Annotated in this window: 21 protein-coding genes and 2 tRNA genes; 14 read left to right on the top strand and 9 right to left on the bottom strand. The window is 67.0% G+C overall.

Annotation, left to right across the window (positions count from 1 at the left end; translation table 11 throughout):
- Nucleotides 1-145: 145 nt before the first annotated feature.
- Nucleotides 146-1,528 (top strand): MFS transporter, encoded by a 1,383-nt coding sequence (locus Q9R30_RS04410; RefSeq protein WP_104997324.1) that lies wholly within the window; start codon nt 146-148, stop codon nt 1,526-1,528.
- Between the two features lie 109 nt (nt 1,529-1,637).
- On the top strand, nt 1,638-2,756 hold the full coding sequence (locus Q9R30_RS04415) for a zinc-dependent alcohol dehydrogenase family protein (protein WP_104997325.1): 1,119 nt from the start codon (nt 1,638-1,640) through the stop codon (nt 2,754-2,756).
- A gap of 22 nt (nt 2,757-2,778) precedes the next feature.
- Here Q9R30_RS04415 and Q9R30_RS04420 read toward each other — a convergent pair whose 3' ends face one another.
- Nucleotides 2,779-3,702 (bottom strand): LysR family transcriptional regulator, encoded by a 924-nt coding sequence (locus Q9R30_RS04420; RefSeq protein WP_311216893.1) that lies wholly within the window; start codon nt 3,700-3,702, stop codon nt 2,779-2,781.
- Nucleotides 3,703-3,816: 114 nt separating this feature from the next.
- On the opposite strand from Q9R30_RS04420, the gene mmsB reads away from it, so the two are divergent.
- Nucleotides 3,817-4,719, top strand: coding sequence for a 3-hydroxyisobutyrate dehydrogenase (gene mmsB, locus Q9R30_RS04425; RefSeq protein WP_104999666.1), 903 nt, complete (start codon nt 3,817-3,819; stop codon nt 4,717-4,719).
- A 12-nt stretch (nt 4,720-4,731) separates the two neighbouring features.
- The gene (locus tag Q9R30_RS04430) at nt 4,732-6,216 is read left to right on the top strand and encodes a CoA-acylating methylmalonate-semialdehyde dehydrogenase (RefSeq protein ID WP_104997327.1); all 1,485 of its coding nucleotides are present in this window, start codon (nt 4,732-4,734) and stop codon (nt 6,214-6,216) included.
- 99 nt (nt 6,217-6,315) lie between these two features.
- Here the strand turns inward: Q9R30_RS04430 and Q9R30_RS04435 are convergent, their stop codons facing one another.
- Genes Q9R30_RS04435 through Q9R30_RS04445 form a run of 3 tightly spaced genes read right to left on the bottom strand, consistent with a single transcriptional unit; the run spans nt 6,316 to nt 8,841 of the window.
- On the bottom strand, nt 6,316-6,795 hold the full coding sequence (locus Q9R30_RS04435) for a hypothetical protein (protein WP_311216894.1): 480 nt from the start codon (nt 6,793-6,795) through the stop codon (nt 6,316-6,318).
- A 13-nt stretch (nt 6,796-6,808) separates the two neighbouring features.
- Nucleotides 6,809-7,999: a winged helix DNA-binding domain-containing protein gene (locus Q9R30_RS04440; protein ID WP_311216895.1), complete on the bottom strand. Its 1,191-nt coding sequence runs from the start codon at nt 7,997-7,999 to the stop codon at nt 6,809-6,811.
- Between the two features lie 44 nt (nt 8,000-8,043).
- The gene (locus tag Q9R30_RS04445) at nt 8,044-8,841 is read right to left on the bottom strand and encodes an SGNH/GDSL hydrolase family protein (RefSeq protein WP_396136695.1); all 798 of its coding nucleotides are present in this window, start codon (nt 8,839-8,841) and stop codon (nt 8,044-8,046) included.
- A gap of 151 nt (nt 8,842-8,992) precedes the next feature.
- Between Q9R30_RS04445 and Q9R30_RS04450 the strand changes: the two genes are divergently transcribed.
- On the top strand, nt 8,993-9,643 hold the full coding sequence (locus Q9R30_RS04450) for an alpha/beta hydrolase (protein WP_104997329.1): 651 nt from the start codon (nt 8,993-8,995) through the stop codon (nt 9,641-9,643).
- Nucleotides 9,644-9,685: 42 nt separating this feature from the next.
- Here the strand turns inward: Q9R30_RS04450 and Q9R30_RS04455 are convergent, their stop codons facing one another.
- Entirely contained in the window at nt 9,686-9,913 is a 228-nt protein-coding gene (locus tag Q9R30_RS04455; protein ID WP_104997330.1) for an RNA-binding S4 domain-containing protein, read from the bottom strand.
- A 33-nt stretch (nt 9,914-9,946) separates the two neighbouring features.
- Between Q9R30_RS04455 and Q9R30_RS04460 the strand changes: the two genes are divergently transcribed.
- From Q9R30_RS04460 to Q9R30_RS04470, 3 genes are all read left to right on the top strand, one after another.
- Nucleotides 9,947-10,948, top strand: a complete 1,002-nt coding sequence (locus tag Q9R30_RS04460; RefSeq protein ID WP_104997331.1) for a DMT family transporter — start codon at nt 9,947-9,949, stop codon at nt 10,946-10,948.
- A 144-nt stretch (nt 10,949-11,092) separates the two neighbouring features.
- Nucleotides 11,093-12,478, top strand: coding sequence for a glycine--tRNA ligase (locus tag Q9R30_RS04465; RefSeq protein WP_104997332.1), 1,386 nt, complete (start codon nt 11,093-11,095; stop codon nt 12,476-12,478).
- Between the two features lie 2 nt (nt 12,479-12,480).
- Nucleotides 12,481-13,515: a GNAT family N-acetyltransferase gene (locus Q9R30_RS04470; protein WP_311216896.1), complete on the top strand. Its 1,035-nt coding sequence runs from the start codon at nt 12,481-12,483 to the stop codon at nt 13,513-13,515.
- A gap of 97 nt (nt 13,516-13,612) precedes the next feature.
- Here the strand turns inward: Q9R30_RS04470 and Q9R30_RS04475 are convergent, their stop codons facing one another.
- The gene (locus tag Q9R30_RS04475; protein ID WP_104997334.1) at nt 13,613-14,368 is read right to left on the bottom strand and encodes an alpha/beta hydrolase; all 756 of its coding nucleotides are present in this window, start codon (nt 14,366-14,368) and stop codon (nt 13,613-13,615) included.
- Nucleotides 14,369-14,453: 85 nt separating this feature from the next.
- Here Q9R30_RS04475 and Q9R30_RS04480 point away from each other — a divergent pair, with 85 nt between their 5' ends.
- The 6 genes from Q9R30_RS04480 (at nt 14,454) to Q9R30_RS04505 (ending at nt 20,804) form a co-directional block, all read left to right on the top strand.
- A complete protein-coding gene (locus Q9R30_RS04480) occupies nt 14,454-15,962 on the top strand; it encodes a YibE/F family protein (protein ID WP_199775398.1) in 1,509 nt (502 codons plus the stop codon).
- A gap of 55 nt (nt 15,963-16,017) precedes the next feature.
- Nucleotides 16,018-17,196 carry a tRNA dihydrouridine synthase DusB gene (gene dusB / locus Q9R30_RS04485; RefSeq protein ID WP_311216897.1) on the top strand — a complete coding sequence of 393 codons (1,179 nt, stop codon included), beginning with the start codon at nt 16,018-16,020 and terminating at the stop codon, nt 17,194-17,196.
- On the top strand, nt 17,180-18,478 hold the full coding sequence (locus tag Q9R30_RS04490) for a deoxyguanosinetriphosphate triphosphohydrolase (protein WP_104997337.1): 1,299 nt from the start codon (nt 17,180-17,182) through the stop codon (nt 18,476-18,478). The genes dusB and Q9R30_RS04490 overlap by 17 nt, the downstream gene beginning before the upstream one ends.
- Before the next feature lie 52 nt (nt 18,479-18,530).
- On the top strand, nt 18,531-20,459 hold the full coding sequence (gene dnaG, locus Q9R30_RS04495; RefSeq protein ID WP_311216898.1) for a DNA primase: 1,929 nt from the start codon (nt 18,531-18,533) through the stop codon (nt 20,457-20,459).
- Between the two features lie 72 nt (nt 20,460-20,531).
- Nucleotides 20,532-20,604: transfer RNA gene (locus Q9R30_RS04500), tRNA-Asn, on the top strand.
- A gap of 124 nt (nt 20,605-20,728) precedes the next feature.
- Nucleotides 20,729-20,804, top strand: a tRNA-Asn gene (locus Q9R30_RS04505).
- Between the two features lie 51 nt (nt 20,805-20,855).
- Here Q9R30_RS04505 and Q9R30_RS04510 read toward each other — a convergent pair.
- The 3 genes from Q9R30_RS04510 to Q9R30_RS04520 form a co-directional block, all read right to left on the bottom strand.
- Nucleotides 20,856-21,263, bottom strand: coding sequence for a hypothetical protein (locus tag Q9R30_RS04510; RefSeq protein WP_104997339.1), 408 nt, complete (start codon nt 21,261-21,263; stop codon nt 20,856-20,858).
- A gap of 83 nt (nt 21,264-21,346) precedes the next feature.
- The gene (locus Q9R30_RS04515) at nt 21,347-21,538 is read right to left on the bottom strand and encodes a hypothetical protein (RefSeq protein WP_104997340.1); all 192 of its coding nucleotides are present in this window, start codon (nt 21,536-21,538) and stop codon (nt 21,347-21,349) included.
- A gap of 4 nt (nt 21,539-21,542) precedes the next feature.
- Entirely contained in the window at nt 21,543-22,766 is a 1,224-nt protein-coding gene (locus Q9R30_RS04520) for a multidrug effflux MFS transporter (protein ID WP_311216899.1), read from the bottom strand.
- Nucleotides 22,767-22,775 lie beyond the last annotated feature (9 nt).

Here is a 22,775-nt window from a genome sequence, read left to right on the forward strand (position 1 = left end):
CAGACAGCCTCTGCATGATTCGCCGTTGAGCTCGGCGTCCAAGCGGTCCATACTCGTTGGGACCCGGCGGTTCGTGTCCAAAATCACACGCACCCGCCACAGCCTGTCCCAGTGGTGTCGAAGACGACGCCGAAGGAGTTCACTAATGAGCACGGAAAGCTCCGCCGCACGGCGGCCAGAGGAAACCGACGTCAAGGCCACAGGCCTGAGGAAAGTGGTCACGGCCTCCATGGCCGGCACCGTGGTTGAGTGGTATGAGTTCTTCCTCTATGCCTCGGCCGCCACGCTGGTGTTCGGCAAGATGTTCTTCCCCAATTCAGGGACGGAACTGGACGGCATCATCGCCGCCTTCGTCACCTATGCCGTAGGTTTCGTTGCCCGCCCCATCGGCGGCATCGTCTTCGGCCACTTCGGTGACAAGTTCGGCCGCAAGCAACTGCTGCAGCTGAGCATCATCCTGGTGGGCGTTGCCACCTTCCTCATGGGCTGCCTGCCCACCTTCGCCCAAATCGGTTACTGGGCCCCGGCCCTCCTGGTGTTCCTGCGCTTCGTGCAGGGCTTCGCCGTCGGCGGCGAATGGGGCGGCGCCGTGCTGCTGGTGGCCGAGCACAGCCCCAACAAGTCCCGCGGGTTCTGGTCCAGCTGGCCGCAGTCGGCGGTTCCCATGGGTAACCTCCTTGCAACCGGTGTGCTGTTCACCCTGTCCTCCACCCTGTCCCAGGAAGCCTTCCTCGGCTGGGGCTGGCGCGTGGCCTTCTGGCTCTCCGCAGTCATCGTGATCATCGGCTACTACATCCGCACCAAGGTCCAGGATGCGCCGATCTTCATCGAGGCACGCAAGGAAGTCACGGTTGAGCACAAGGGCTACGGCGTGGCCGAGGTCTTCCGCCGGTACCCGCGCGGCGTCTTCACCGCCATGGGCCTGCGCTTCGCGGAGAACATCCTGTACTACCTCGTGGTGACGTTCTCCATCACCTACCTGAAGGTCGTCGTCCAGACCGACACGTCCCGCATCCTGCTCCTGCTGCTGGTTGCCCACTTCATCCACTTCTGCGCCGTCCCGCTGGTGGGCAAGATGTCCGATTCGTTCGGCCGCCGTCCCGTCTACATGGCCGGTGCCATCCTCGCCGGAACCTGGGGCTTCTTCGCCTTCCCCATGATGGACACCGCCAACGAAATGATGATCCTGGCGGCCATCACCATCGGCCTGCTGTTCCACGCGCTCATGTACGCCGGCCAGCCGTCCATCATGGCGGAAATGTTCCCCACCCGGATGCGGTACTCGGGCGTTTCCCTCGGCTACCAGGTGACCTCGATCGTGGCCGGTTCGCTCGCGCCGATCATCGCCAGCTCCCTGCTGGGCAGCTTCAAGTCCTCCGTTCCGGTGGCGTTCTACCTGCTGGGCGCCTGCGTGGTAACAGGGCTTTCGGTCTTCTTCCTCAAGGAAACGCGCGGCATCTCCCTGCACGACGTCGACGCCGCCGATGCCAAGGGCACGGCAGACCTCCTGGCCGCCCAGAAGAAGTAGCAGCGGCAGGACAGAACAACACCCATGCACCGCAGCTGCCCGGACCCGCCCATCGCAGGTCCGGGCAGCCGCATGCCAGCCCCACATCACTTCGACGTCAGGACCCGCCATGCGAGCAGCAGTTCTTTACGCCACCGTCCCGTCCGGCACCAACTACACCGAGGCAAAGCCACTGGCGGTCCAGGAGCTTGAGCGCCCCGAACCCCGGGCCGGGGAGCTGGGGGTGACCATCACGTATTCGAGCCTCTGCCACTCCGATCTGTCTGTGGTGGACGGGTCCCGCGTCAGGCCGCTTCCCATGGCGCTGGGACATGAAGCGGTGGGACGGGTGGACGCCGTCGGCGAAGGCGTCACCGACGTCACCCCGGGAGACCACGTGGTCCTCGTGTTCGTCCCCAGCTGCGGCGGCTGCCGTGCCTGCCGGGCTGGCCGTCCCGCGCTGTGCCACCGTGCGGCGGAGGTCAACGGATCGGGGGACCTCCTGCATGGCGAGGCCCTGCTGCGGACGCCGGCGGGGGAGCGGATCAACCACCACCTGGGGGTGTCGGCCTTCGCCGACTACGCCGTGGTGGCCCGGGAATCCGTGGTGGCTATTGACGACGACGTCCCGGACACGGTTGCCGCAATGTTCGGTTGCGCCGTGCTCACCGGAATGGGGGCCGTGCTCAACACGGCGGCTGCCCAGCCCGGCCAGGCCGTGGCCGTTTTCGGGCTCGGCGCCGTGGGCCTTTCGGCCGTCATGGCCGCGGCGCTCGCGGGAGCATCCGCCGTGATTGCCATCGATCCTAACGAGGGCAAGCACGGGCTCGCCCTGAAGTGCGGCGCAACCGCCGTTGGAACCCCCGACGACGCCCCCCGGCTGATTGCCGAAGCCACCGGTGACGGCGTGGACATCGCCGTCGAAGCCGTGGGATCAGCCCGGGTCATCGCTGCGTGCCTGGAGCACGTGACGCGCGGCGGCGCCGTCGTCTCAGTGGGGCTGCCGCACCCCACCGCGGAACTGACGGTCCCCGCGCTCCAGTTCGCGGGGGCGGGGAAACGGTTGCTCGGTTCCTACATGGGTGATGCCGTGCCGGAGCGGGACATTCCGCTGTACCTGCAATATTGGCGCGAGGGCAGGCTTCCCGTTGAGCTCCTTCACACAGACACCCGGCCGCTTGACGAGATCAACGAAGGCCTCGACGCGCTCGCCGCGGGTCAGGTGGTCAGGCGGCTATTCCGGGCCTGAACAGGCCCAAGGCGCCCGGAGCCTATGCTGCCAGCAGCTCCTGGCGCTCCGCCACTTCCTCCTTGAGGGCGGTAATCACGGCCTGCACCCGGGCGGACCGCAGCGATTCCGGCCGGGCCACCGCCCAGATGGGCATCTGGCGTTCGAAGGCGTCGGGGAGCACCGGGACGAATTCAGGGTTCCGCGCCACCATGAAGTTGGGAAGCAGCCCGATGCCTCCGCCGCGGCGCACCGCCTCAACCTGGGCAAAGATACTCGTGGCCTGGAAGCTGGACTTCGGCGTCGGCAGCTGCGAGGACCGGTGGCCCAGTTCGGCAACCTGGAGGGCCGACTCGACGTAAGAGACGAAGCCATGCTGCCCCACGCCGTCGGGCGTTTCCGGCAGGCCGCGGGCGGCCGCGTAGGCGGGACTGGCGTAGAGCCTGAGGAAGTAGTTGGTCAGGAAGATGGTCTGCGCGTTGCTCACGTCGGTGCGGCCCACCACCACCTCAAGGTCCACGCCGGAACGGTTCTGGCTGACCTTGCGCGTGGCGCTGAGCATCTCCACATCCAGCTTCGGGTGCCGCTGCTGGAGCCGGACCAGCGCAGGCGTTACGAATTCGGCGCCAAAGCCGTCGGAGGTGCTGATGCGCACCATGCCGGACAGGGCGTCCCGGTCCTGGCCCGTGACGGCGGCCAGCGACCCCAGAGTTTCCTCAATAGTCTCCGCCGCAGCGACGGCCGACGCGCCGAGTTCCGTCAACTCCCAGCCATGCGGGCTGCGCTCCAGGGTCCGTCCGCCCAGTTGCTTGTCCAGGGCGAGGATCCGGCGCGAGATGGTGGTGTGCGTGGTGCCCAGCGTTTCAGCGACGGCGTTGAAACGCCCCAGCCGGGCCACGGTCAACAGAATCAGCAGGTCGTCCGGACTTGGAAGCCGCGCCACCGCATGCCTTTCATTCGTGTGCATCAGTGCACATACCATCTGTGATTTTTCCCCTTGATTGCACTGTAGCAGGGTGTGATGGTGGACACGGACCTCCCGGCCGCCCTCGGCCGGATGCACAGCAAAGGAGCTTATGCCATGGCAGTTGTCGGTTGGATCGGGTTGGGAAACATGGGCGGTTCCATGTCCGGGAACCTCGCGAAGGCAGGGCACGACGTACGGGGGTTTGACCTCAACCCTGCCGCGCTCGCCGCAGCGGAGGCCGGAGGGGTGAAGCCGGTAGGGAGCATCGCCGAGGCCGTGGCCGGAGCGGACGTCGTTTTCACCATGCTTCCGAAGGGCGAGCACGCCAAGGCCGTCTACCTGGGCGGGGATGGCGTGCTGGCGCATGCCGACGCCCGCACACTGCTGGTGGATTCCTCCACCATCGATATCGCCGCAGCGAAGGAACTGCACGACGCCGCCGCTGCCGCCGGCTTCCGCTTCGTGGACGCCCCCGTCTCGGGCGGGATGAGCGGCGCCAAGGCAGGGACACTGACATTCATGGTGGGCGGTGAACCGGGAGCCGTGGCCGACGCCACCACCTACATCGGACCGATGGCCGCCAACATCATCCCCACCGGCGGAGCCACCACCGGCCAGGCGGCCAAGATCTGCAACAACCTGATGCTCCTGATCAATCTGGCCTCCACCGCCGAGGGAGCCGTGCTGGCGGACCGGCTCGGCCTGGACAAGAAGGTGTTCTGGGACATCGCCTCCGTATCCTCCGGCGACAGCTGGGCCCTGCGCACCTGGTACCCCGTACCCGGCGTGGTCCCCACTGCCGCCTCCAACAACGATTTCGAACCGACGTTTACGGCCGAACTGGCGAACAAGGACATCGGCCTGGCCATCAGCGCTGCCGAGGACACCGGCACGCCGCTGGAAATCGGCAAGCACGTCCAGCAGCTCTACCAGCGCCTCATTGACGCAGGCGAGTCCGGCAAGGACTGCTCCATGATCATCAAGCTCGTTGACGGCTCGCTGGATTCAGAAAAGTAGAAGAGAGACATCATGCAGACCATTCCGCATTACATCAACGGCAACCGCATTGCCGACGCCGAACGCTTCGGCCCCGTCTTCAACCCCGCCACCGGGGAACAGGAGAAGCAGGTGGCCCTGGCTTCCGCGGCCCGGGTGGAGGAAGCCATTGCCGCTGCCAAGGCCGCGCTGCCGGCCTGGCGGGCAACGAGCCTGGCCAAGCGGACCAACATCTTCTTCCGCGTCCGCGAGATCCTCACCCAGCGGAAGCCTGAGCTGGCGGCCATCCTCACCAGCGAGCACGGCAAGGTACTCTCCGACGCTGAAGGGGAGATTTCCCGCGGCCTGGAGAACATCGAGTTCGCCACCGGGCTGTCCCACATGCTCAAGGGCGAACGCGCAGAGCAGGTGTCCAGCGGCGTGGACGTCCACTCCGTCAGGCAGCCTGTGGGAGTCGTTGCCTGCATCACCCCGTTCAATTTTCCGGCCATGGTGCCGCTCTGGATGATCGGCAGTGCCTTGGCCTGCGGCAATACCGTGCTCCTGAAGCCCAGCGAAAAGGATCCCTCCTCAGCCGTGTTCATCGCGGAGGTCTTCGCGGAGGCGGGCCTGCCTGCCGGTGTGCTGAACGTGGTCCAGGGCGATAAGGAGGCTGTGGACGTCCTGCTCGAGCACCCGGACGTCAAAGCCGTCAGCTTCGTGGGCTCAACGCCCATCGCGCAGTCGATCTACAAGCGCGCAGCGGACCACGGCAAGCGGGTCCAGGCCCTGGGCGGCGCCAAGAACCACATGGTGGTCCTGCCTGACGCGGACCTGGACATGGCAGCGGACGCGGCCATTTCGGCGGCCTACGGCTCCGCGGGTGAGCGCTGCATGGCGGTCAGCGTGCTCGTCGCCGTCGGCAATATCGCCGACGACCTCGTCGCGGCCATCAAAACCCGGATGGCCACCCTGAAGATCGGTCCGGGCACCGACCCTGCTTCGCAGATGGGCCCGCTGATCACCGCCGAACACCGCGCCAAAGTTGCTTCCTACGTGGCAGGTGCTGAAAACGAGGGCGCCACGGTGGTTGTTGACGGGCGCTCGCAGCAGTTCGATTCAAACGGGTTCTTCATCGGCGTCAGCCTGGTGGACCACGTGAAGCCGGGAATGAAGGTGTACGACGACGAAATCTTCGGCCCCGTCCTGTCCGTGGTCCGCGTGGACACCTACAGCGACGCCGTCCGCCTGGTCAACGACAACGAGTTCGGCAACGGGGTTGCCATCTTCACCCGCGACGGCGGCGCCGCCCGGCAGTTCGAGTTCGACGTCGAGGCGGGCATGGTGGGCGTCAACGTGCCCATCCCGGTACCGGTGGGCACCTTTTCCTTCGGCGGCTGGAAGAACTCGCTGTTCGGGGACACGCACATGTACGGGCCGGAGAGCATCCGGTTCTACACCAGGGGCAAGGTGGTCACCACGCGGTGGCCGGACCCTGCCACGTCCGTGATTGACCTGGGCTTCCCGCAGGTGGACTGAAACCAGCGGCATCCCGAAACAGCAACGCGGGGTCACTTCACGCCCGTCCGAGACCGGATATCGGGCATGAAGTGACCCCGCGTTGCTTTTGCGGGAAGGCTAGCCGTTCATGATTTCGCCGCGGCGGGTCATGTACTCCTCCACGGAAAGTTCCCCGTTGCTGTACTTCTCATCAAGTTCGGCAAGCTTGCGGGCGCGGTAGCCCTGCGGGGCCGACGGCGGCGGGGGAGTCGCCGGGGCCGCAGGCTGCTGCGGGGCTTCTGCGTGCGGGGCCGGCTGTACGGGCGGCAGGGGCTGGCCGTACGGCGGAAACTGCTGGTCCATCGGCGGGAGCGGCGCGGGCCGGTCAAGCTGGCGGAATCCGCCGCTGAAGTAGTCCTGCTGGGTGAAGCCGTCCCGGGGCTGCTTGCTCTGCGGGCCGTTGGAGCCGGGGAAGATTCCGCCGCCCGGGGACTGTTCGGGGTACCGTCCGGAGAAGCTTTGATCCTGGTTGCGGCGGGCCACGGACTTCCGGTACATCCGCATGGCCATCGGGATCAGGAATGACAAAATGATGATCCAGAAAAACAAGTTGCTCACGGTGCCGTGCCTCTCATGTGTGTCCTTCCAGCTTAGCCCCGTAGCGGACGCGGACGGCCGGGAGCGCGAGGAAAGCGGCGTACCGGTCCACGGCCTCCTGGACTGCGGCTGACAACACTGCCGCCGGCAATGGCGGTCCCGGAGAATCACCTGGACCAGGGAGCCGGATATCAAGCTCGCACCTGCGGGGAAGCAGCGTGTGCCGCCAGGACCCCACCATCCGCCCGTCCAGCAAAACCACGTGCATCGGTTGGCCTTGGAAGGGGAAGGCCGGGACGCCACCGCCCATATAGTGCCGGGTAGCGGAGTAGCCCATGATGTATTCGTCGTAGCACTGGATCAGGTCGATCCGTGGCCCGGCCTCCGCTGCAGTGCCGGCAGGGCGAACGGCGGCGTCTGCACGGTGGTAGTGCACGACGCCGTCAATCGCCGTTTCGGCGAGCGTTGCGGGCTGTGCCGCCAGGGTGAGTTTCAGGCCCTCCCGCACCTCCGTCATTGTCAAACCCGACCAGTCCGCGCAGTCCTTGACGGTGGCGGGACCACGGCTGGTGAAGTAGCGCCGGGCTAATTCAGCCAACGCTTCCGCGCGGGTGGGGCCCGGCTCCGGTCCGGCCGGAACCCGTTCGTCGAACAGCGCATACGTCTGCTTTAGGGCACCCCCGGCGCTGCGCACCGGCGTTCCGCTCACCAGGACGCCGCTGATTTCGGCGTGCATGACCAGGTAGGCGAGCTCCAGGCCCTTGGCCGCAAACCCGGCTTCCCGCAGTTTTTCGGCGAGGCCTTCGCGCGGAAGGTGGTTTCCGTCCTCGACTGCCCGGGCCAGGACCTGCGCGCTGCGGGCGGCCGTTGCCGCGTCAATGCCGGTGCGGCGGTAGGTTGGGGCATTGGCCTGCCCAAGCCGGGGCGCCGACAATGCAAGGAGCCACCGGAGGTCCTCCCGGTGGACAAAATGCCAGGTTGGCCGGAGGATGTGCGTGCGCAGTATCCGGCCGTCGGCCACGGCCTGCTCGATGTCCAAGGCGGTAACGGGTGGATTGGCGGTGCCTGACACGCGCTGCGCCAGGCTCCACCTCGCATAGGGAAACTCCTGCGCCTGAAGGGCCAGCAGGCTCCGCAGTGCGGCCTCCGGCGAGGGGGCGGCGGGTTCCCGGAGCATTTGGGCATGAAGCCGCAGCCGCACTGCCGCGTCCGGTTCCATGTCCATTGCCAGCTAATCCGCTGCCTGATGCCCTATCCCGGAAACCTGCGCTATCGCCGGGCAGCCTCGGTGCTGCCCAGTGGGCCCTCGCCGGAACCCAACGGAACGCCCGGCCCGAAGACTGGGCCCGGCGTCGGCCGTTTCGCGGTGATGCCGTCACCGGAGGACTGGTTGCGCAGCCGCCGAAGCACCCACGGCACGAAGTACTGCCGGGCCCACACCAGGTCGCCCGAGCGCGCCTCGCGCCACGTCCGTGGCGGAAACGGCTTGGGCTGAAGCGGCTCCAGCGTGTGCTCCACGTTCAGCGAGTCCAGCACCATGGCGGCGATGGTGTGGTGGCCCAGGGGGGAGAAGTGCAGCCGGTCCTGGTCCCACATCCGGGGATCGCTGAGCTGGCGGAGGGACCACATGTCCGCGATCACGGCGTCGTGCCTGGCGGCGACGGTCCGCAGGTTTTCGTTGTAGATGGCAACCTTGCTGCGGATCCTGCCGAGCACGGAAGTGCCGGTGTCCGGACCATTGAAGAGCACCACGGTGGCACCGCCCATGGCCAGGATCTGGACCACCGAGTCGAGCTTCTCGGCGAGGGCGTCGGGGTCCCCGCCCGGACGCAGCAGGTCATTGCCGCCGGCGGAAAGGGTGACCAGATCGGGCTTCAGCGCAAGGCACGGAGCGAGCTGCTGGTCCACGATCTGCTGCAGCAGCCGGCCGCGCACCGCCAGGTTTGCGTAGGCGAAGTCCGGCTTGGTGCGGCTGAGCTCCTCCGCCACCCTGTCTGCCCAGCCGCGGAACGCGCCCGGGCTTGAGGGTTCGGGGTCTCCAATGCCCTCGGTGAAGGAATCGCCCATGGCCACGTAGCGGGTCCAGGGGTGGGATCCGGAATGCGCGGGCGGGGTCTGGATAGCACTTTCTTCAGTCACGGTCTCCATCCTGCCTTTCGCTTCTCTGGCTACGCGAACGTAGGTTGTTACCTCTTAGTAACTGGTAAGAATGGAAACCATGACTGAAGCCGAAGTATTTCCTGCCCCTGTCGTTTTGTGGTCCCATCCGGAGGACCAGCGCGACGGCAAGCCGCTGCTGGTGCTGCTGCACGGCTACGGAGCCAACGAGCAGGACCTGCTGAGCCTGGCCGACCTGCTGCCCGGCGACTTCGCGGTCGCCTCGATCCGGGCGCCCATCGCCATGGGCCCCGGGTTCACCTGGTTCCCGCTCACCGCGTCCATTGACTACTCGCTCGAGCGGGTCAAAGCCGCGTCCTCCTTCGTGCTGGACTGGATCGACACCATCAGGGCGGGGCACCCGTCGGTGTCCCTGCTCGGTTTCTCCATGGGCATGGCCATGGCCACCACGCTCCTGCGGCAGCGGCCCACGGACTTCGCAGCCGTCGTCGGACTCTCAGGCTTTGTGGTGGACGCCGGCGACGATCCCAGCTTCCGGGATGACGAGCTGGACGGAACTATTCCGATGTTCTGGGGCCGTGACCAGCAGGACCCCGTAATCACCCCGGACAAAATCGACTTCACCATGGCCTGGGTCCGCAAGCACGTCAGGCTCACCAAGGTGCTCTACACCGGCATGTGGCACGGGATCAACCAGCAGGAGATCGGGCACGTGGGCGAGTTCCTCACCCACGAGGTCCTCAAGAAGTAGGACCTATGACGCCGGGCGGCGGGCCAGTGCCGCCCTTCGGCGTCAGGCTGCGGGCGCTGCCACGCGCACAGTCTGCCCGTTCACCGTGACGGTGTCCCCGTTGTGCAGCTGCCGGCCGCGGCGGTCGTCGATTTCCCCGTTGACCTTGACGAGCCCGTTCTTAATGAGCTCCGCCGCTTCCACCCCGTCCTCCACCAGGTTGGCGAGCTTCAGGAGCTGGCCAAGGCGGATCATGCTGTCGCGGATGGTGATCTCTTCAACATTGCTCATAGAAGCAATGATGCCTGACGTAAGGTGGATTCAATGACCCCCAGCCCCCGCCTGCCGCTGATCGCAGGCCTTCCCCTGGCGGTGGGCGCGGGCCTCGCCATTCCCGTCCAGGGCCGTATCAACGGAGCCCTTGGAGCCCGCCTCAACGACGGCATCGCCGCCGCAGTGGTGAGTTTCAGCACCGGACTGGTGTTGATGATCCTCATCTCGCTGGTCCTGCCGCGCGGCCGGGCCGGCCTGGCTAGGATCCTGCCCGCAGTCCGGAGCAGGGCTTTTCCGCGCGTGTACGTCCTGGCCGGCGGCATCGGCGCGCTCTTCGTCTTCGCCCAGTCCTTCACAGTGGCACTCCTTGGCGTTGCCCTGTTCACGGTCGCCACGGTCACCGGCCAGACCGTCAGCGGGCTGCTGGTGGACCGGCTGGGCATCGGACCGGCCGGCCGGAAACCCGTCACCGGCATCCGCGTCGTTGGCTGCCTGTTGACCATTGCCGCCGTGGCCTGGGCCGTTTCGCCCCGCTTCACTGGATCAACGGGCATGGCCTCCGACGCCGGCGCAGGACCAGGCGGCGGCGCGGCGGCCCTGCTTGTTCCGCTCCTGTTGCCGGTGGCGGCAGGGTTCCTGATGAGCTTCCAGCAGGCCATGAACGGAACAGCCACCGTCCACTACGGCACGCCCATCGCTGCAACGCTGGTCAACTTCGTGGCCGGCTCCGCCGTACTGTGGGCCGCGTACGCCATCAAAGTCTCGGTGGCCGGATGGGGCAATCCGCTGCCGGGGGAGTGGTGGTACTACGTGGGCGGTCCCATGGGCTGCGTGTTCATCGGGCTGGGCGCGCTGCTGGTCCGCAGCCTGGGGGTCCTGGTCACCGGACTGGGCATGATTGCCGGGCAACTGCTGGGTTCGCTCGCCCTGGATGTCGTGCTGCCAACTCCGGGGACGGTAGTGGCGCCGGCCACGGTGCTGGGCACCATCCTTACCCTCGCCGCCATCATCCTTGCCACGCTGCCATGGCCGCGGGGCGCGCTGCGCAGGTAGCGGCCGGTAGGCTAGGGCACGCAGCTTTTTCGCTTTCCCTTCATCCGCCCCGCCCGGCAACCAGAGATATCCCACCGCTGGTTCCACCGGGCCAGCAAACCGCGGACCGCACCCAGCGGCCCTGTAGAAATTGGAGTTACCCCCATGGCAGCAAAATCCGTTCTCGACCAGGTCATTTCCCTCTCCAAGCGCAGGGGATTCGTGTTCCAGGCCGGTGAGATCTACGGAGGTTCGCGCTCTGCCTGGGACTACGGCCCCCTTGGCGCCGAGCTGAAGGAAAACATCAAGCGCCAGTGGTGGCAGTCCATGGTCCGCGGGCGCGAGGACGTGGTGGGCCTGGACTCCTCCGTCATCCTGCCCCGCCAGGTGTGGGAAGCCTCCGGGCATGTGGAGGTCTTCTCCGACCCCCTGGTGGAGTGCCTCTCCTGCCACAAGCGCTACCGGGCAGACCACCTCGAGGAAGAGTACGAGGAAAAGAAGGGCCGCCCCGCCGAGAACGGCCTCAAGGACATCGCCTGCGCCAACTGCGGCACCCGCGGCGAATGGACCGAACCGCAGGAATTCTCCGGCCTGCTCAAGACCTACCTGGGTCCGGTTGCCAGCGAAGAGGGCCTGCACTACCTGCGTCCGGAGACGGCGCAGGGCATTTTCGTGAACTTCAACAACGTCCTCACCACCTCGCGGAAGAAGCCGCCGTTCGGCATCGGCCAGATCGGCAAGTCCTTCCGCAACGAGATCACCCCGGGCAACTTCATCTTCCGCACCCGCGAGTTCGAGCAGATGGAGATGGAGTTCTTCGTCGAGCCCGGCACCGATGAGGAATGGCACAAGTACTGGATGAACGAGCGCATGGCCTGGTACACCGGCCTGGGCATCCGCGAGGAAAACCTGCGCTTCTTCGAGCACCCGCAGGAGAAGCTGAGCCACTACTCCAAGGGCACCACGGACATCGAGTACCGCTTCGGCTTCCAGGGCTCCGAGTGGGGCGAACTGGAAGGCATCGCCAACCGCACAGACTTCGACCTCTCCACGCACGCCAAGGCTTCCGGCACGGACCTGAGCTACTTCAACCAGGCCACCAACGAGCGCTACACCCCCTATGTGATCGAGCCGGCGGCCGGCCTGACCCGTTCCTTCATGGCCTTCCTGGTGGACGCCTACACCGAGGACGAGGCCCCTAACGCCAAGGGCGGCGTGGACGTCCGCACCGTCCTGCGGCTGGATCCGCGCCTTGCCCCCGTCAAGGCCGCCGTCCTGCCGCTGAGCCGCAACGAGGACCTGTCCCCGAAGGCCAAGGCCCTGGGTGCGCAGCTGCGCAAGAACTGGAACATCGACTTCGACGACGCCGGCGCCATTGGCCGCCGCTACCGCCGCCAGGACGAAATCGGTACCCCGTTCTGCATCACTGTGGACTTCGACACCCTCGAGGACCAGGCAGTGACCATCCGCGAGCGGGACACCATGAGCCAGGAACGCGTCTCCCTGGACAAGGTGGAGGGCTACCTGGCCGCACGCCTGATCGGCGCCTAGCCATGGCCATCGAATACCGCGAATGGCGGGAAGGTGACGACCTGGCCCTGCTGGAGATCTGGGGCGACCCGGAGACCCAGCAGGCCCGCCAGTTCCGGGGCGCGTTGACCCTGTCCTCCGACGGGAGCGGCGGCACGCCGTGGCGCCGCTGCATCGTTGCCGAGGACGTGATCGACGGCGTCGGCATCCCCGTGGCGGCGGGCGTGGTCTACGAGGCGTCGCTGCACCCTGAACGGCTCTGGGCCTACATCGAAGTGGCCCGGGACCACCGGCGTTCCGGCATCGGTGCCACCCTCCTGACCATGCTGCGCCGCGAGGCCGGCCAGTCGCCGTCGGGCGTTTCCAAACTCCGCGCCAAAGTGGAGCCGGGCACTCCGGGGGCCGCTTTCGCGGAGGCCTTCGAGCTTGCGCCCATCCAGCGTTCGCGGCTGGTGGTCATAGAACCGGGAGCCCTGCGGCTTCCTGTGTTCCCTGCCGGGGACGACGGCGGCGGGCCCGCCAACGATGCAAATGCGGGCTCCGACATCGTGATGGACCTCGCAACAGGGTCCGTTGAATTGACCGACGTTGTGGGCAGGTACTACACCTCGATCCACGGCTGGGATTCGCCCGGAGTGCTCTCGGTGGGGCAGGTGCAGAAGCTGTTCCTGGACGACCTCACCGGTGCCCACGGCGCCATCGTGCTGCGGGCGCGGCCAGAGTCTGCGTTCGGCGCCGGCGTGGCGCCCACCAGGAAGGGCCGGATCCGGGCCTTCGCCGTGAGCTACGCCGCGCCCGCCAACCCGGACGCGGCACCAGGCCAGGAAGCTGCCGGACCTGAAGCGCCCACGGACGTGTTCGTCGGCCATGAACCCGGCCTCGCCGCGGATGATGCTGCGGAAGCGGTCCGGGACATGCTCGCGCTGATCGCGTACCAGCACCCGGTGATGCTGGAACTGGACGACTCCATGACGGCCCTCCGTGCCGCCGTCGAGCCCCTGCTGGAAAGCGGCAAGGCGCGGCTTGCCGGCCCGGAAACCCTCATCGTCTCGGACTAGCCCCGCCAAGCCCAACCAGGTAGCGCCAAGTGTCGTTATGGGGCCTCAAAACGACACTTAGCGCTACCTGGTTGGGGGAGGGGCTGGGGGCAGGGGCTTACAGGGTCACCTGGACCGCTGATTCCGGGAGCAGCCGGGCGAAGGCTGCAGGCAGGGCAACGTCAGCGCCGGTGCTTTCGGCGAAAGCCTTCATCACGAAGCCCGTAGTGAGCGTCTGCCACAGCCCGATCTTGCGGAGCATGAAGTGGCCTGCCCCCTTGAGCGCCACGTACTGCATGCTCGCGGCGCCGGCCGAAGCGCGCCGGGCGAACAACTGCGACGCCGCGGGGCTGGTCCACCTGTCCCTGGTGCCATGGACAATAAGCACCTTGCGGCCTGCAACCGCGGAGACGGGAGTTCCCGGGCTGAGCCAGGGAGCAAGGGCGACGACGGCCTCCACCCCGGGCTGGTCCGCGGCGCAGACGGCGGTGAGCCCGCCCATGGAATGGCCCACCAGGAAGATCGGCACGCCCGGGTGCTGCTCCTGGATCTGCCCAAGTGCCCAGCGGGCGTCCTGGAGCGGGGTCATCTCAGCGCCGTTCCAGCCGCGGACGCTGTTGCGCAGGGACCACACAGCCAGCCCATGCTTGCGGCCGGCGCGGTGCAGGTGCCGCGCGAAGGGCACCATCCTCGCCGGACTCAGGTGCCGGGCCTCGACGGGCTCGCGGCTCTGGGACTTGCCGCCATGCAGGACCAGGGCAACACCCCGGGTGGGAGCCGCCGGTTGAAGGACGCGGAGCACTGCCTGCCGGGCAACCGCGGGTGCACCGGCAGGGCGGGATCCGCCGTTTTCCTCAGTACTGCTGCTGGCCATGCCCGGTACCTCCCAGTCCCCAAAGTTCCATTTATCAACCCTACGGTGCCGGACGTAGAGTTCAATGTATGAGGTTCTACTGCTGATGGGGTCCGGTCACTCCCACGCTTCCACAGGCCATTCGGAGCCGACGCCGGAAGCGATGGCCGCCCGACGGAAAGCCAACCGCATCCTGGCGGCGGTGCTGATCCCGCTGACGCTGCTCACGCTCGCGGGAATGGCGATGCTCTGGCCCTCGGGCAGCAAAGAGGGTATTTCCCTGGCCAACCCCTACTCCGCCGCCCCCGGGGTCACCTTCGACACCGGCACCATCCAAAGCGTGGTGACGGAGGACTGCATGCAGGGCGCGTCACAGCAGGGCCAAAGCCAGCAGGGTTCGGGCGGCCAGGGTACGGGCGACCAGTCCCAGGGCCAGCAATCCCAGCCGGGATCGGACTGCACCTTCGCCTTCACGGAGCCGGACAAGGGAGGCAGCCCGGTCAAGGTGGTCATCAACCCGGACGTCGCCAAGTCCCATGGGGTCAAGCCCGGTGACCAGATCCGGTACCTCAACCTGTCCAACGCCCAGGGCGCCTCCGCGGGCCAGGGTTCGCCGGCGTTCATTTTTGTGGACTTCGTCCGGACCCTGCCGATCGTCCTGCTCGCACTGCTGTATGCGGCGGTGGTGATTGCGGTGGCCCGCTGGCGGGGCCTGCGTGCCCTGATCGGGCTCGTCGGCGCCTACTTCGTGCTGGCCAGCTTTATGCTCCCGGGGCTGGTGGAGGGGAAACCGCCACTGCTGCTGGCCCTGGTGGGCTCCACGGTGATCATGATTGGCGTCCTGTACTTCGCCCACGGATTCTCGGCACGGACCTCCACCGCGCTGCTGGGCACCATGTTCGGACTGGGGATCACGGCGCTCCTGGCCGCCTGGGCCACGGGCGCCGCCAACCTCGCCGGGGTGGGCAGCCACGATGCCACCACCCTGGTGAACACTTCTGCCAATATCTCCATCTCCGGCGTCATCCTGTGCGGGCTCATCATCTCCGGGCTGGGTGTCCTCAACGACGTGACCATCACCCAGTCCTCCGCCGTCTGGGAACTCTATGAACTGGCACCGGGGAGCAGTGCCCGGAAGCTGTTCACCTCAGCCATGCGGATCGGCCGCGACCACATCGCCTCCACGGTGTACACCATCGCCTTCGCGTACGCCGGCGCGGCCCTGCCCATCCTCATCATCGTGATGCTGTACGACCGCCCGCTCGCGGACACGCTCACCAGCGCGGAGCTGTCAGAGGAAGTCATCCGGACCCTGGTGGGCTCCATCGGCCTGGTGCTGGCCATCCCCGTCACCACGCTGATCGCGGTCCTGGTGGTCAAGGCCACCGGCATCCGGGCGGACGCCGGGGCCGCCGCCCCTGCTATGGCAGCGGCCGGGCCGGGCTGGACACCGGCCGGCTCAGCCAACGGCAACGGCGGCCACACGATCGTGGACGACGTCGAGGACACAGGCGCCCTCGCAGCCGCCGCACTGGAGGGGCGCTCCCGGCGGTCGGCCGCAGGGGAGGGCACCGAGCCGCCCACCCGGCGGGGACGCCGGGCGGAACGGGGCTGACCGGTCCCGCACGGGCGTAGACTCCCGATTTGCCCGGCTTTGCAACAATAGACAGGTGACTGTTGCAGCAACTACTCCCGCCCCCAAGCTGGAACTCCCGCCCCTGAAGCTGGGTCCCATCACCGTGGACACGCCGGTGATCCTGGCACCCATGGCCGGCATCACCAACTCGGCGTTCCGCCGGTTGTGCCGGGAGTACGGCGGCGGCATGTACGTGGCAGAGATGGTCACCTCCCGGGCGCTGGTGGAGCGGACCCCCGAGTCCCTGCGGATCATTTCCCACGACGACGACGAAAAAGTCCGGTCCGTCCAGCTGTACGGCGTGGACCCGGTGACAGTAGGCGCCGCCGTACGCATGCTCGTCGAGGAGGACCGCGCGGACCATATCGACCTCAACTTCGGCTGCCCCGTTCCCAAAGTCACCCGCCGGGGCGGCGGCTCGGCCCTGCCCTGGAAGATCGACCTGTTTACGTCGATTGTGCAGACGGCCGTCAAGGAAGCCTCAAGGGGCAACATCCCGCTGACCATCAAGATGCGCAAGGGCATCGACGACGACCATCTCACGTACCTCGACGCCGGCCGCATTGCGCGCGATGCCGGCGTTGCCGCCGTCGCGCTTCACGGCAGGACGGCCGCGCAGTTCTACTCCGGGCAGGCCGACTGGTCCGCCATCGCCCGCCTCCGCGAGGCGCTTCCGGATATCCCGGTGCTGGGCAACGGCGATATCTGGTCCGCGGAGGACGCGGTCCGGATGGTCCGCGAAACCGGCGTTGACGGTGTGGTGGTGGGCCGCGGCTGCCAGGGCAGGCCCTGGCTTTTCGGCGACCTGCAGGCAGCGTTTGAGGGCAGCGACACCCGGCACAGGCCCAACCTGGGCCAGGTTGCGCAGGGCGTCTACCGGCACGCGGAACTGATGGTGGAGACTTTCGGGGACGAAGGCAAGGCGCTGCGGGAAATTCGGAAGCACATCGCCTGGTACTTCAAGGGCTACGTGGTGGGAGGCGAACTCCGCACGCGGATGGCGCTGGTGAACAGCCTTGAGGAGCTGCGCGCCGCGCTGGACGAGCTGGATGCCGACTCGCCCTACCCGGGCGGCGACGCCGAAGGTCCCCGCGGCCGCGCCGGCTCACCCAAGAGGCCGGCGCTGCCGAAGGACTGGCTGGAATCCCGTGCCCTCAATGCCGACCAGACCCGGGACATCTCGGCGGCGGAACTGGATGTTTCCGGTGGCTGAAACGCGCACTGCCGCCCCCGTCCTGCCAGGCTACGACACCCATGACTCCGCCCGCTGGGTGGAGGAACCGCCCAAGAACGTCTACCGCTCGGATTTTGAGCGGGACCGCGCCCGCGTGCTGCATTCCTCGGCGCTCCGCCGGCTGGGCGCCAAGACCCAGGTGGTGGCCCCGGACACGGACGACTTTGTCAGGACGCGCCTTACGCACAGCCTGGAAGTGGCCCAGGTGGGCCGTGAACTGGGCCGTGCCCTGGGCTGCGATCCGGATGTGGTGGACACCGCCTGCCTCAGCCACGACCTCGGCCATCCGCCGTTCGGCCACAACGGTGAATCGGCACTCAACGAGGTGGCCCACGCCATCGGCGGATTCGAAGGCAACGCGCAGACCCTGCGGCTGCTGACCAGGCTGGAACCCAAGGTGCTGACCCCGGACGGGCAGCCGGCGGGGCTGAACCTCACCAGGGCCAGCCTCGACGCGGCCGCAAAGTACCCGTGGTCCGCGCTGGAGGCCCCGGTGATCCACGGCCAGCGGACCAGCAAGTTCGGCGCCTACGAGGACGACCTCCCCATCTTCAACTGGATCCGGGAGGGTGCCCCGGAGCGCCGGTCCTGCCTGGAAGCCCAGGTCATGGACCTCGCCGACGACATCTCCTATTCGGTGCACGACGTTGAGGACGCGATCGTGGCCGGGCATTTCCAGCTGCGCTGGATGGACAACCCGGACCACCGCGCCCGGGTTGTGGGGTATGCCAAGCAGTGGTACCTGCCGCACAACGATCCGGCCGCCATCGACGCCGCCCTGGCCCGGCTTGAAGCCACGGACGTCTGGGTGCGCGAGGCCGACGGCAGCCGCAAGTCCATGGCTGCGCTGAAGAACATGACCAGCCAGCTGATCGGCCGGTTCTGCCAAAGTGCCTTGGAAACCACCCGTGCCGTCTACGGCCCGGAGAACCTGACCCGGTACAGCGCCGAGCTGATGGTGCCGGACGAAACAGTCATGGAAATCGCCGTCATGAAGGGCCTGGCCACCACCTTCGTGATGACCACCGAGCACCGCCAGCCCATCTACGAGCGCCAGCGCGAGGTGCTCCACGCCCTGGTCACGGCGCTGAGCGCCACCGGCGACCGGCACCTGGAACCAATGTTTGCCGCCGACTGGCGGGATGCGCCCGACGACGGCGCCCGCCTCCGCGTGGTGATCGACCAGGTGGCCTCGCTGACCGACGGCTCCGCGCTGGCGATGTACGAGCGCCTGGTGGGGAGCCTGCCGTCCCTGTGGTGAGCTGCGTTATGCCCGCGCGTTGGATGTCCGGCCCCGGGGCTAGGATGGCTCTGTGCCTGGGCTGATCAAACGCGAAGATATCGACGAAGTACGCCAGCGCACGGATATCAAGGAAGTTGTTGACGGCTACGTCACGCTCAAGGGCGCGGGGTTGGGGACGTTCAAAGGCCTGTGCCCCTTCCACGATGAACGTTCCCCCTCCTTCACTGTCCGGCCGCAGGTGGGCCGCTACCATTGCTTCGGCTGCGGTGAGGACGGCGACGTCATCGCGTTCGTTCAGAAACAGGACCACAGCTCATTCCAGGAAGCTGTTGAGAAACTCGCCGCAAGGATCGGCTACGAGCTCCGGTACGAGGACGGCGGGACCGGCCCCAACCGGGAGGAAGTAGGGCGGCGGCAGCGGCTGCTGGATGCCCACAAGATCGCGGACGAGTTCTTCCGCGCCCAGCTCCTGACGCCCGGTGCTGCCGAAGGGCGGATGTTCCTGCACAACCGGGGTTTTGACCGGGCGGCGGCGGAGCAGTTCGGCGTCGGCTATGCGCCCCAGGGCTGGGACGCGCTGCTCAAGCACCTCCGCGGCCGCGGCTTCACCGACGCCGAGCTGAAGCTGACGGGCATGTTTTCCGAAGGCAACCGGGGGATTTATGACCGTTTCCGTGGCCGCCTCATTTGGCCCATCAAGGACATCGCGGGGGACACCATCGGCTTCGGCGCGCGCAAGCTCTACGAGGACGACCAGGGCCCCAAGTACCTCAATACTCCTGAGACCACGCTCTACAAGAAATCCCAGGTCCTGTACGGCATCGACCTCGCCAAGCGCAGCATCGCCAAGGACCGGCAGCTGGTGGTGGTGGAGGGCTACACGGACGTCATGGCGTGCCACCTCGCGGGAATCACGACGGCGGTGGCCACCTGCGGTACGGCGTTCGGCACCGAGCACATCAAGATCGCCCGCCGGCTGCTGTCCGACGACGGCACCGGGGGAGAAGTCGTCTTCACCTTTGACGGCGACGCCGCGGGGCAGAAGGCCGCGCTGCGTGCCTTCGAGGAGGACCAGCGTTTTACCGCCCAGACGTATGTGGCTGTGGAGCCCTCCGGCGCCGATCCCTGCGACCTGCGCCAAAGCAGGGGCGACGAAGCCGTGCACGCCCTGGTCCAGTCCCGCCGGCCGCTGTTCGAGTTTGCCATCCGCACCACCCTGAAGCAGTTCAACCTGGACACGGTGGAAGGCCGGGTGCAGGGATTGAAGGCCTCCGTGCCCGTGGTGGCTGCCATCCGTGACGCCTCCACCCGTACGGGCTATTGCCAGGCGCTGACCGGCTGGCTGGGCATGCCGGACCCGAACGAGGTGCTGCGGCTGGTCAACGCCGAAGTCAAAAACGCCGGCAAGCGCGGCGACCAGGGCGGTGCTCCCGGGCAGGTGCCACGGTCCTCCGCCGCCACTGCCCAAGCAGGCGGACCCGGCGTGGCTGCCGGGCCGCCGTCGGGCGCTGTTCCTTCCTACCACCGTCCGGACCCCCGGGACCCCGTGGCGTCAATGGAGCGGCAGGCCCTTGAGGTTGCCCTGCAGGAACCGTCTCTGCTTGCCGGTGGGATCTGGGAGCGTTTTTCGGCCGCGCGGTTCGTCACCCCCGCCTTCCAGGCGGTCCATGATGCCATGCGTGCCACGGACCCTGCCCTGACCGGCGACCCCGTCCGGTGGGTGGAGCAGGTGATGCATGAGGTCCCCGAACCGTTGCGGCCCCTGGTGTCCGAACTGGCCGTGGTGCCGCTGCCCGCGAGCACCGAGGAAGCCGTCCAGAAGTATTGCCGCGACATCCTGTCACGGCTGTTCGAGCTTCAGATCACACGCGTCAAGGCGGACAAGATGGGCCAGCTCCAGCGGCTGGACCCTGCAACGGATCCAGAAACGTACCAGCGCCTTAACCGGGAACTGATGATGCTGGAGATGGAACGCCGGTCCCTGCGGGCGGAAGCCTAGCCGCGGCACCCCCGGCCGCTCCCTCGATTTCGTTTCCAGCCGGGGTCTTTGCTAGGCTGATACCCGCTTCATTCCTCCTTAGCTCAATTGGCAGAGCATTCGACTGTTAATCGAAGGGTTGCTGGTTCAAGTCCAGCAGGAGGAGCGCACAATCCCCGTTCCGGTCCTCCGGAGCGGGGATTTTTATGTGCCGGAAAGCGGTCCCGGGCGGGCGGGAACGCCGATTTCACTTTGGCCGGAAACCTTTGCTAATGTCATACCTGCTTCATTCCTCCTTAGCTCAATTGGCAGAGCATTCGACTGTTAATCGAAGGGTTGCTGGTTCAAGTCCAGCAGGAGGAGCCATCAAAAAAATCCCCGTTCCTCCCGTGTGGAGGGGCGGGGATTTTTGTCTTCCTAGACGAAGTCCATTTCCACCTGCAGGAAGCGCTCCGCTTCGGCGATGGCGGCGATGAACGCCTCTTGCTCGGTGGGGGACTTCCGTGGCTGGCGGGGGTTCCACTCGTGGGGTGCCGAATGGATCCGGACGAAGCCGGTTTCCGGCGGGGCATAGAAGATTCCAAAGCGCTGCACGGGCCATTCGGGGGATGTTTCCGGAGCCACCAGCAACGCGGCTTTGAAAGCGGGGTTGTACCACTGGGCAATGGGGCGGCGGCGGTCTTCGGTGAACAGGCCTGCGGCGTAGAGGGCGGCGGACTGGCTGCCGCTCTGGGCACACAACCGGTCCCACCACAGTGGCAGTATCCGGTTATCGCACCGTTGCCACGTGGCCGGAAGCGGCGGTTGATCCTGCCAGTTGGGCACGGACAACATTTTATCGCGCGGGCGGGGTTCGGCGGCAGAGCCAGCCCGCGCGGCTCGGGGTGCAAGCCCGAGGCACGGCAGGGTCAGGGACGGTTCCAAGGGCCGGGGTTGACCCGGTACAGCAGGGCCGATCCGGCCACCATCCCCAGCACAATGCCCATGGCAGGATTCCCCAGCGCGCGGCCGGCGAAGTAGCCCACGACGGCGCCAATCACCGCCCCGAGGAAGAGTCCCCGGCGGTTGCGGTGCGGCTTTCGTCCGGCAGTGTCCTTCATGGCGTCAGTGGATCGATGGGACGGTGCGCGGCCGGACTACCAGCCAAAGCGCCGTGATGGCCAGCAGGATGCACACTGCCTGCACCGCTCCCATGGGAGCGGCGCTGGTGATGCCCAGCCAGCCAACCACAGGGGAGATGAGGCCGGCCATCATGAAGGTCGAGAAGCCCAGCAGGGAAGCTGCAGTTCCCGCCTGGGCGGCGTGGCCGGCCAGGGCGAGCACCTGCACGCAGGGGAACATGAAGCCCGTCCCCATGATGTAGAACCACAGCGGAACCATGACTCCCCAGAGGCCAAAACCCAACTGGTCGAACACCACGATCAGCATGGCCATCACGAACATCCAGGCGGTGGCGCCGGCAAGGATCCACTGCGGCGGCACCCGCCGGATGAGGCGGGAGCTCGTTTGGATTCCGGCAACAATGCCCAGCGAGTTGATGCCAAAGAGCAGGCCGTACTGCTGGGGCGAGAAGCCAAAGATGTCCTGGAACAGGAACGGCGAGGCCGAAAGGTACGTGAACAGGCCGCCGAAGTTCAGGCCGGCCACCATCAGCAGTCCCACAAAGACCCGGTCGCCGAAAAGGATCCGGTAACGCTGGCGGACGGTCATCCCGCCATGCCGGCGATTTTCCGGCGGAAGGGTCTCACGCACCAGGAACAGCGAGGCGATGATCACCAGCGTGCCGTAGGCCGCAAGGAAGACGAAAATCCCGGGCCATGCCATCACCAGGAGCAGCTGCGAGCCGATCACTGGTGCCAGGATCGGCGCCAGGCCATTGACCAGGGACATCCGGGAAAACATCTTGACCATCGCGTAGCCGGAGAACAGATCCCGGACCATCGCCATGGCCACCACACCGCCGCCGGCAGCACCCACGCCCATTAGGACGCGGAATATGCCCAGGGCGGTGATGTCCGTGGACAGGGCAGCCCCCAGGGACGCTGCGATGTGCAATGCCGTGGCCAGGATCAGGGGCGTCCTGCGGCCGAACCTGTCGCTGAACGGGCCCACCACCAGCTGGCCGATGGCAAAGCCCACGGTAGTTCCCGCCAGGGTCAGCTGAACCTGCGCCTCGCTCACTCCCAGGCCCGCCTCCAGGGCGGGGAACGCAGGAAGGTAGAGGTCGATCGTGAACGGACCCAGGGCGGTCAGGGCACCGAGGAGGAGGATGTACAGGAGTTTCCGGCGGCGGCTCAAGAGGTCGCCCGGATTGCGGGGGATGGTCACGGAGATCAA

Source organism: Arthrobacter sp. AB6 (genome assembly GCF_031844545.1).
Classification (GTDB): Bacteria; Actinomycetota; Actinomycetes; order Actinomycetales; family Micrococcaceae; genus Arthrobacter.

Bases quoted from the DNA above. Each gene is read 5' to 3' on its own strand.
- Q9R30_RS04410 (WP_104997324.1), top strand. From the start codon at position 146: ATGAGCACGGAAAGCTCCGCCGCACGGCGGCCAGAGGAAACCGACGTC.
- Q9R30_RS04415 (WP_104997325.1), top strand. From the start codon at position 1,638: ATGCGAGCAGCAGTTCTTTACGCCACCGTCCCGTCCGGCACCAACTAC.
- Q9R30_RS04420 (WP_311216893.1), bottom strand. From the start codon at position 3,702: ATGCACACGAATGAAAGGCATGCGGTGGCGCGGCTTCCAAGTCCGGAC.
- mmsB (WP_104999666.1), top strand. From the start codon at position 3,817: ATGGCAGTTGTCGGTTGGATCGGGTTGGGAAACATGGGCGGTTCCATG.
- Q9R30_RS04430 (WP_104997327.1), top strand. From the start codon at position 4,732: ATGCAGACCATTCCGCATTACATCAACGGCAACCGCATTGCCGACGCC.
- Q9R30_RS04440 (WP_311216895.1), bottom strand. From the start codon at position 7,999: ATGGACATGGAACCGGACGCGGCAGTGCGGCTGCGGCTTCATGCCCAA.
- Q9R30_RS04445 (WP_396136695.1), bottom strand. From the start codon at position 8,841: ATGGGCGATTCCTTCACCGAGGGCATTGGAGACCCCGAACCCTCAAGC.
- Q9R30_RS04450 (WP_104997329.1), top strand. From the start codon at position 8,993: ATGACTGAAGCCGAAGTATTTCCTGCCCCTGTCGTTTTGTGGTCCCAT.
- Q9R30_RS04455 (WP_104997330.1), bottom strand. From the start codon at position 9,913: ATGAGCAATGTTGAAGAGATCACCATCCGCGACAGCATGATCCGCCTT.
- Q9R30_RS04460 (WP_104997331.1), top strand. From the start codon at position 9,947: ATGACCCCCAGCCCCCGCCTGCCGCTGATCGCAGGCCTTCCCCTGGCG.
- Q9R30_RS04465 (WP_104997332.1), top strand. From the start codon at position 11,093: ATGGCAGCAAAATCCGTTCTCGACCAGGTCATTTCCCTCTCCAAGCGC.
- Q9R30_RS04470 (WP_311216896.1), top strand. From the start codon at position 12,481: ATGGCCATCGAATACCGCGAATGGCGGGAAGGTGACGACCTGGCCCTG.
- Q9R30_RS04475 (WP_104997334.1), bottom strand. From the start codon at position 14,368: ATGGCCAGCAGCAGTACTGAGGAAAACGGCGGATCCCGCCCTGCCGGT.
- Q9R30_RS04480 (WP_199775398.1), top strand. From the start codon at position 14,454: ATGGGGTCCGGTCACTCCCACGCTTCCACAGGCCATTCGGAGCCGACG.
- Q9R30_RS04490 (WP_104997337.1), top strand. From the start codon at position 17,180: ATGTTTCCGGTGGCTGAAACGCGCACTGCCGCCCCCGTCCTGCCAGGC.
- Q9R30_RS04515 (WP_104997340.1), bottom strand. From the start codon at position 21,538: ATGAAGGACACTGCCGGACGAAAGCCGCACCGCAACCGCCGGGGACTC.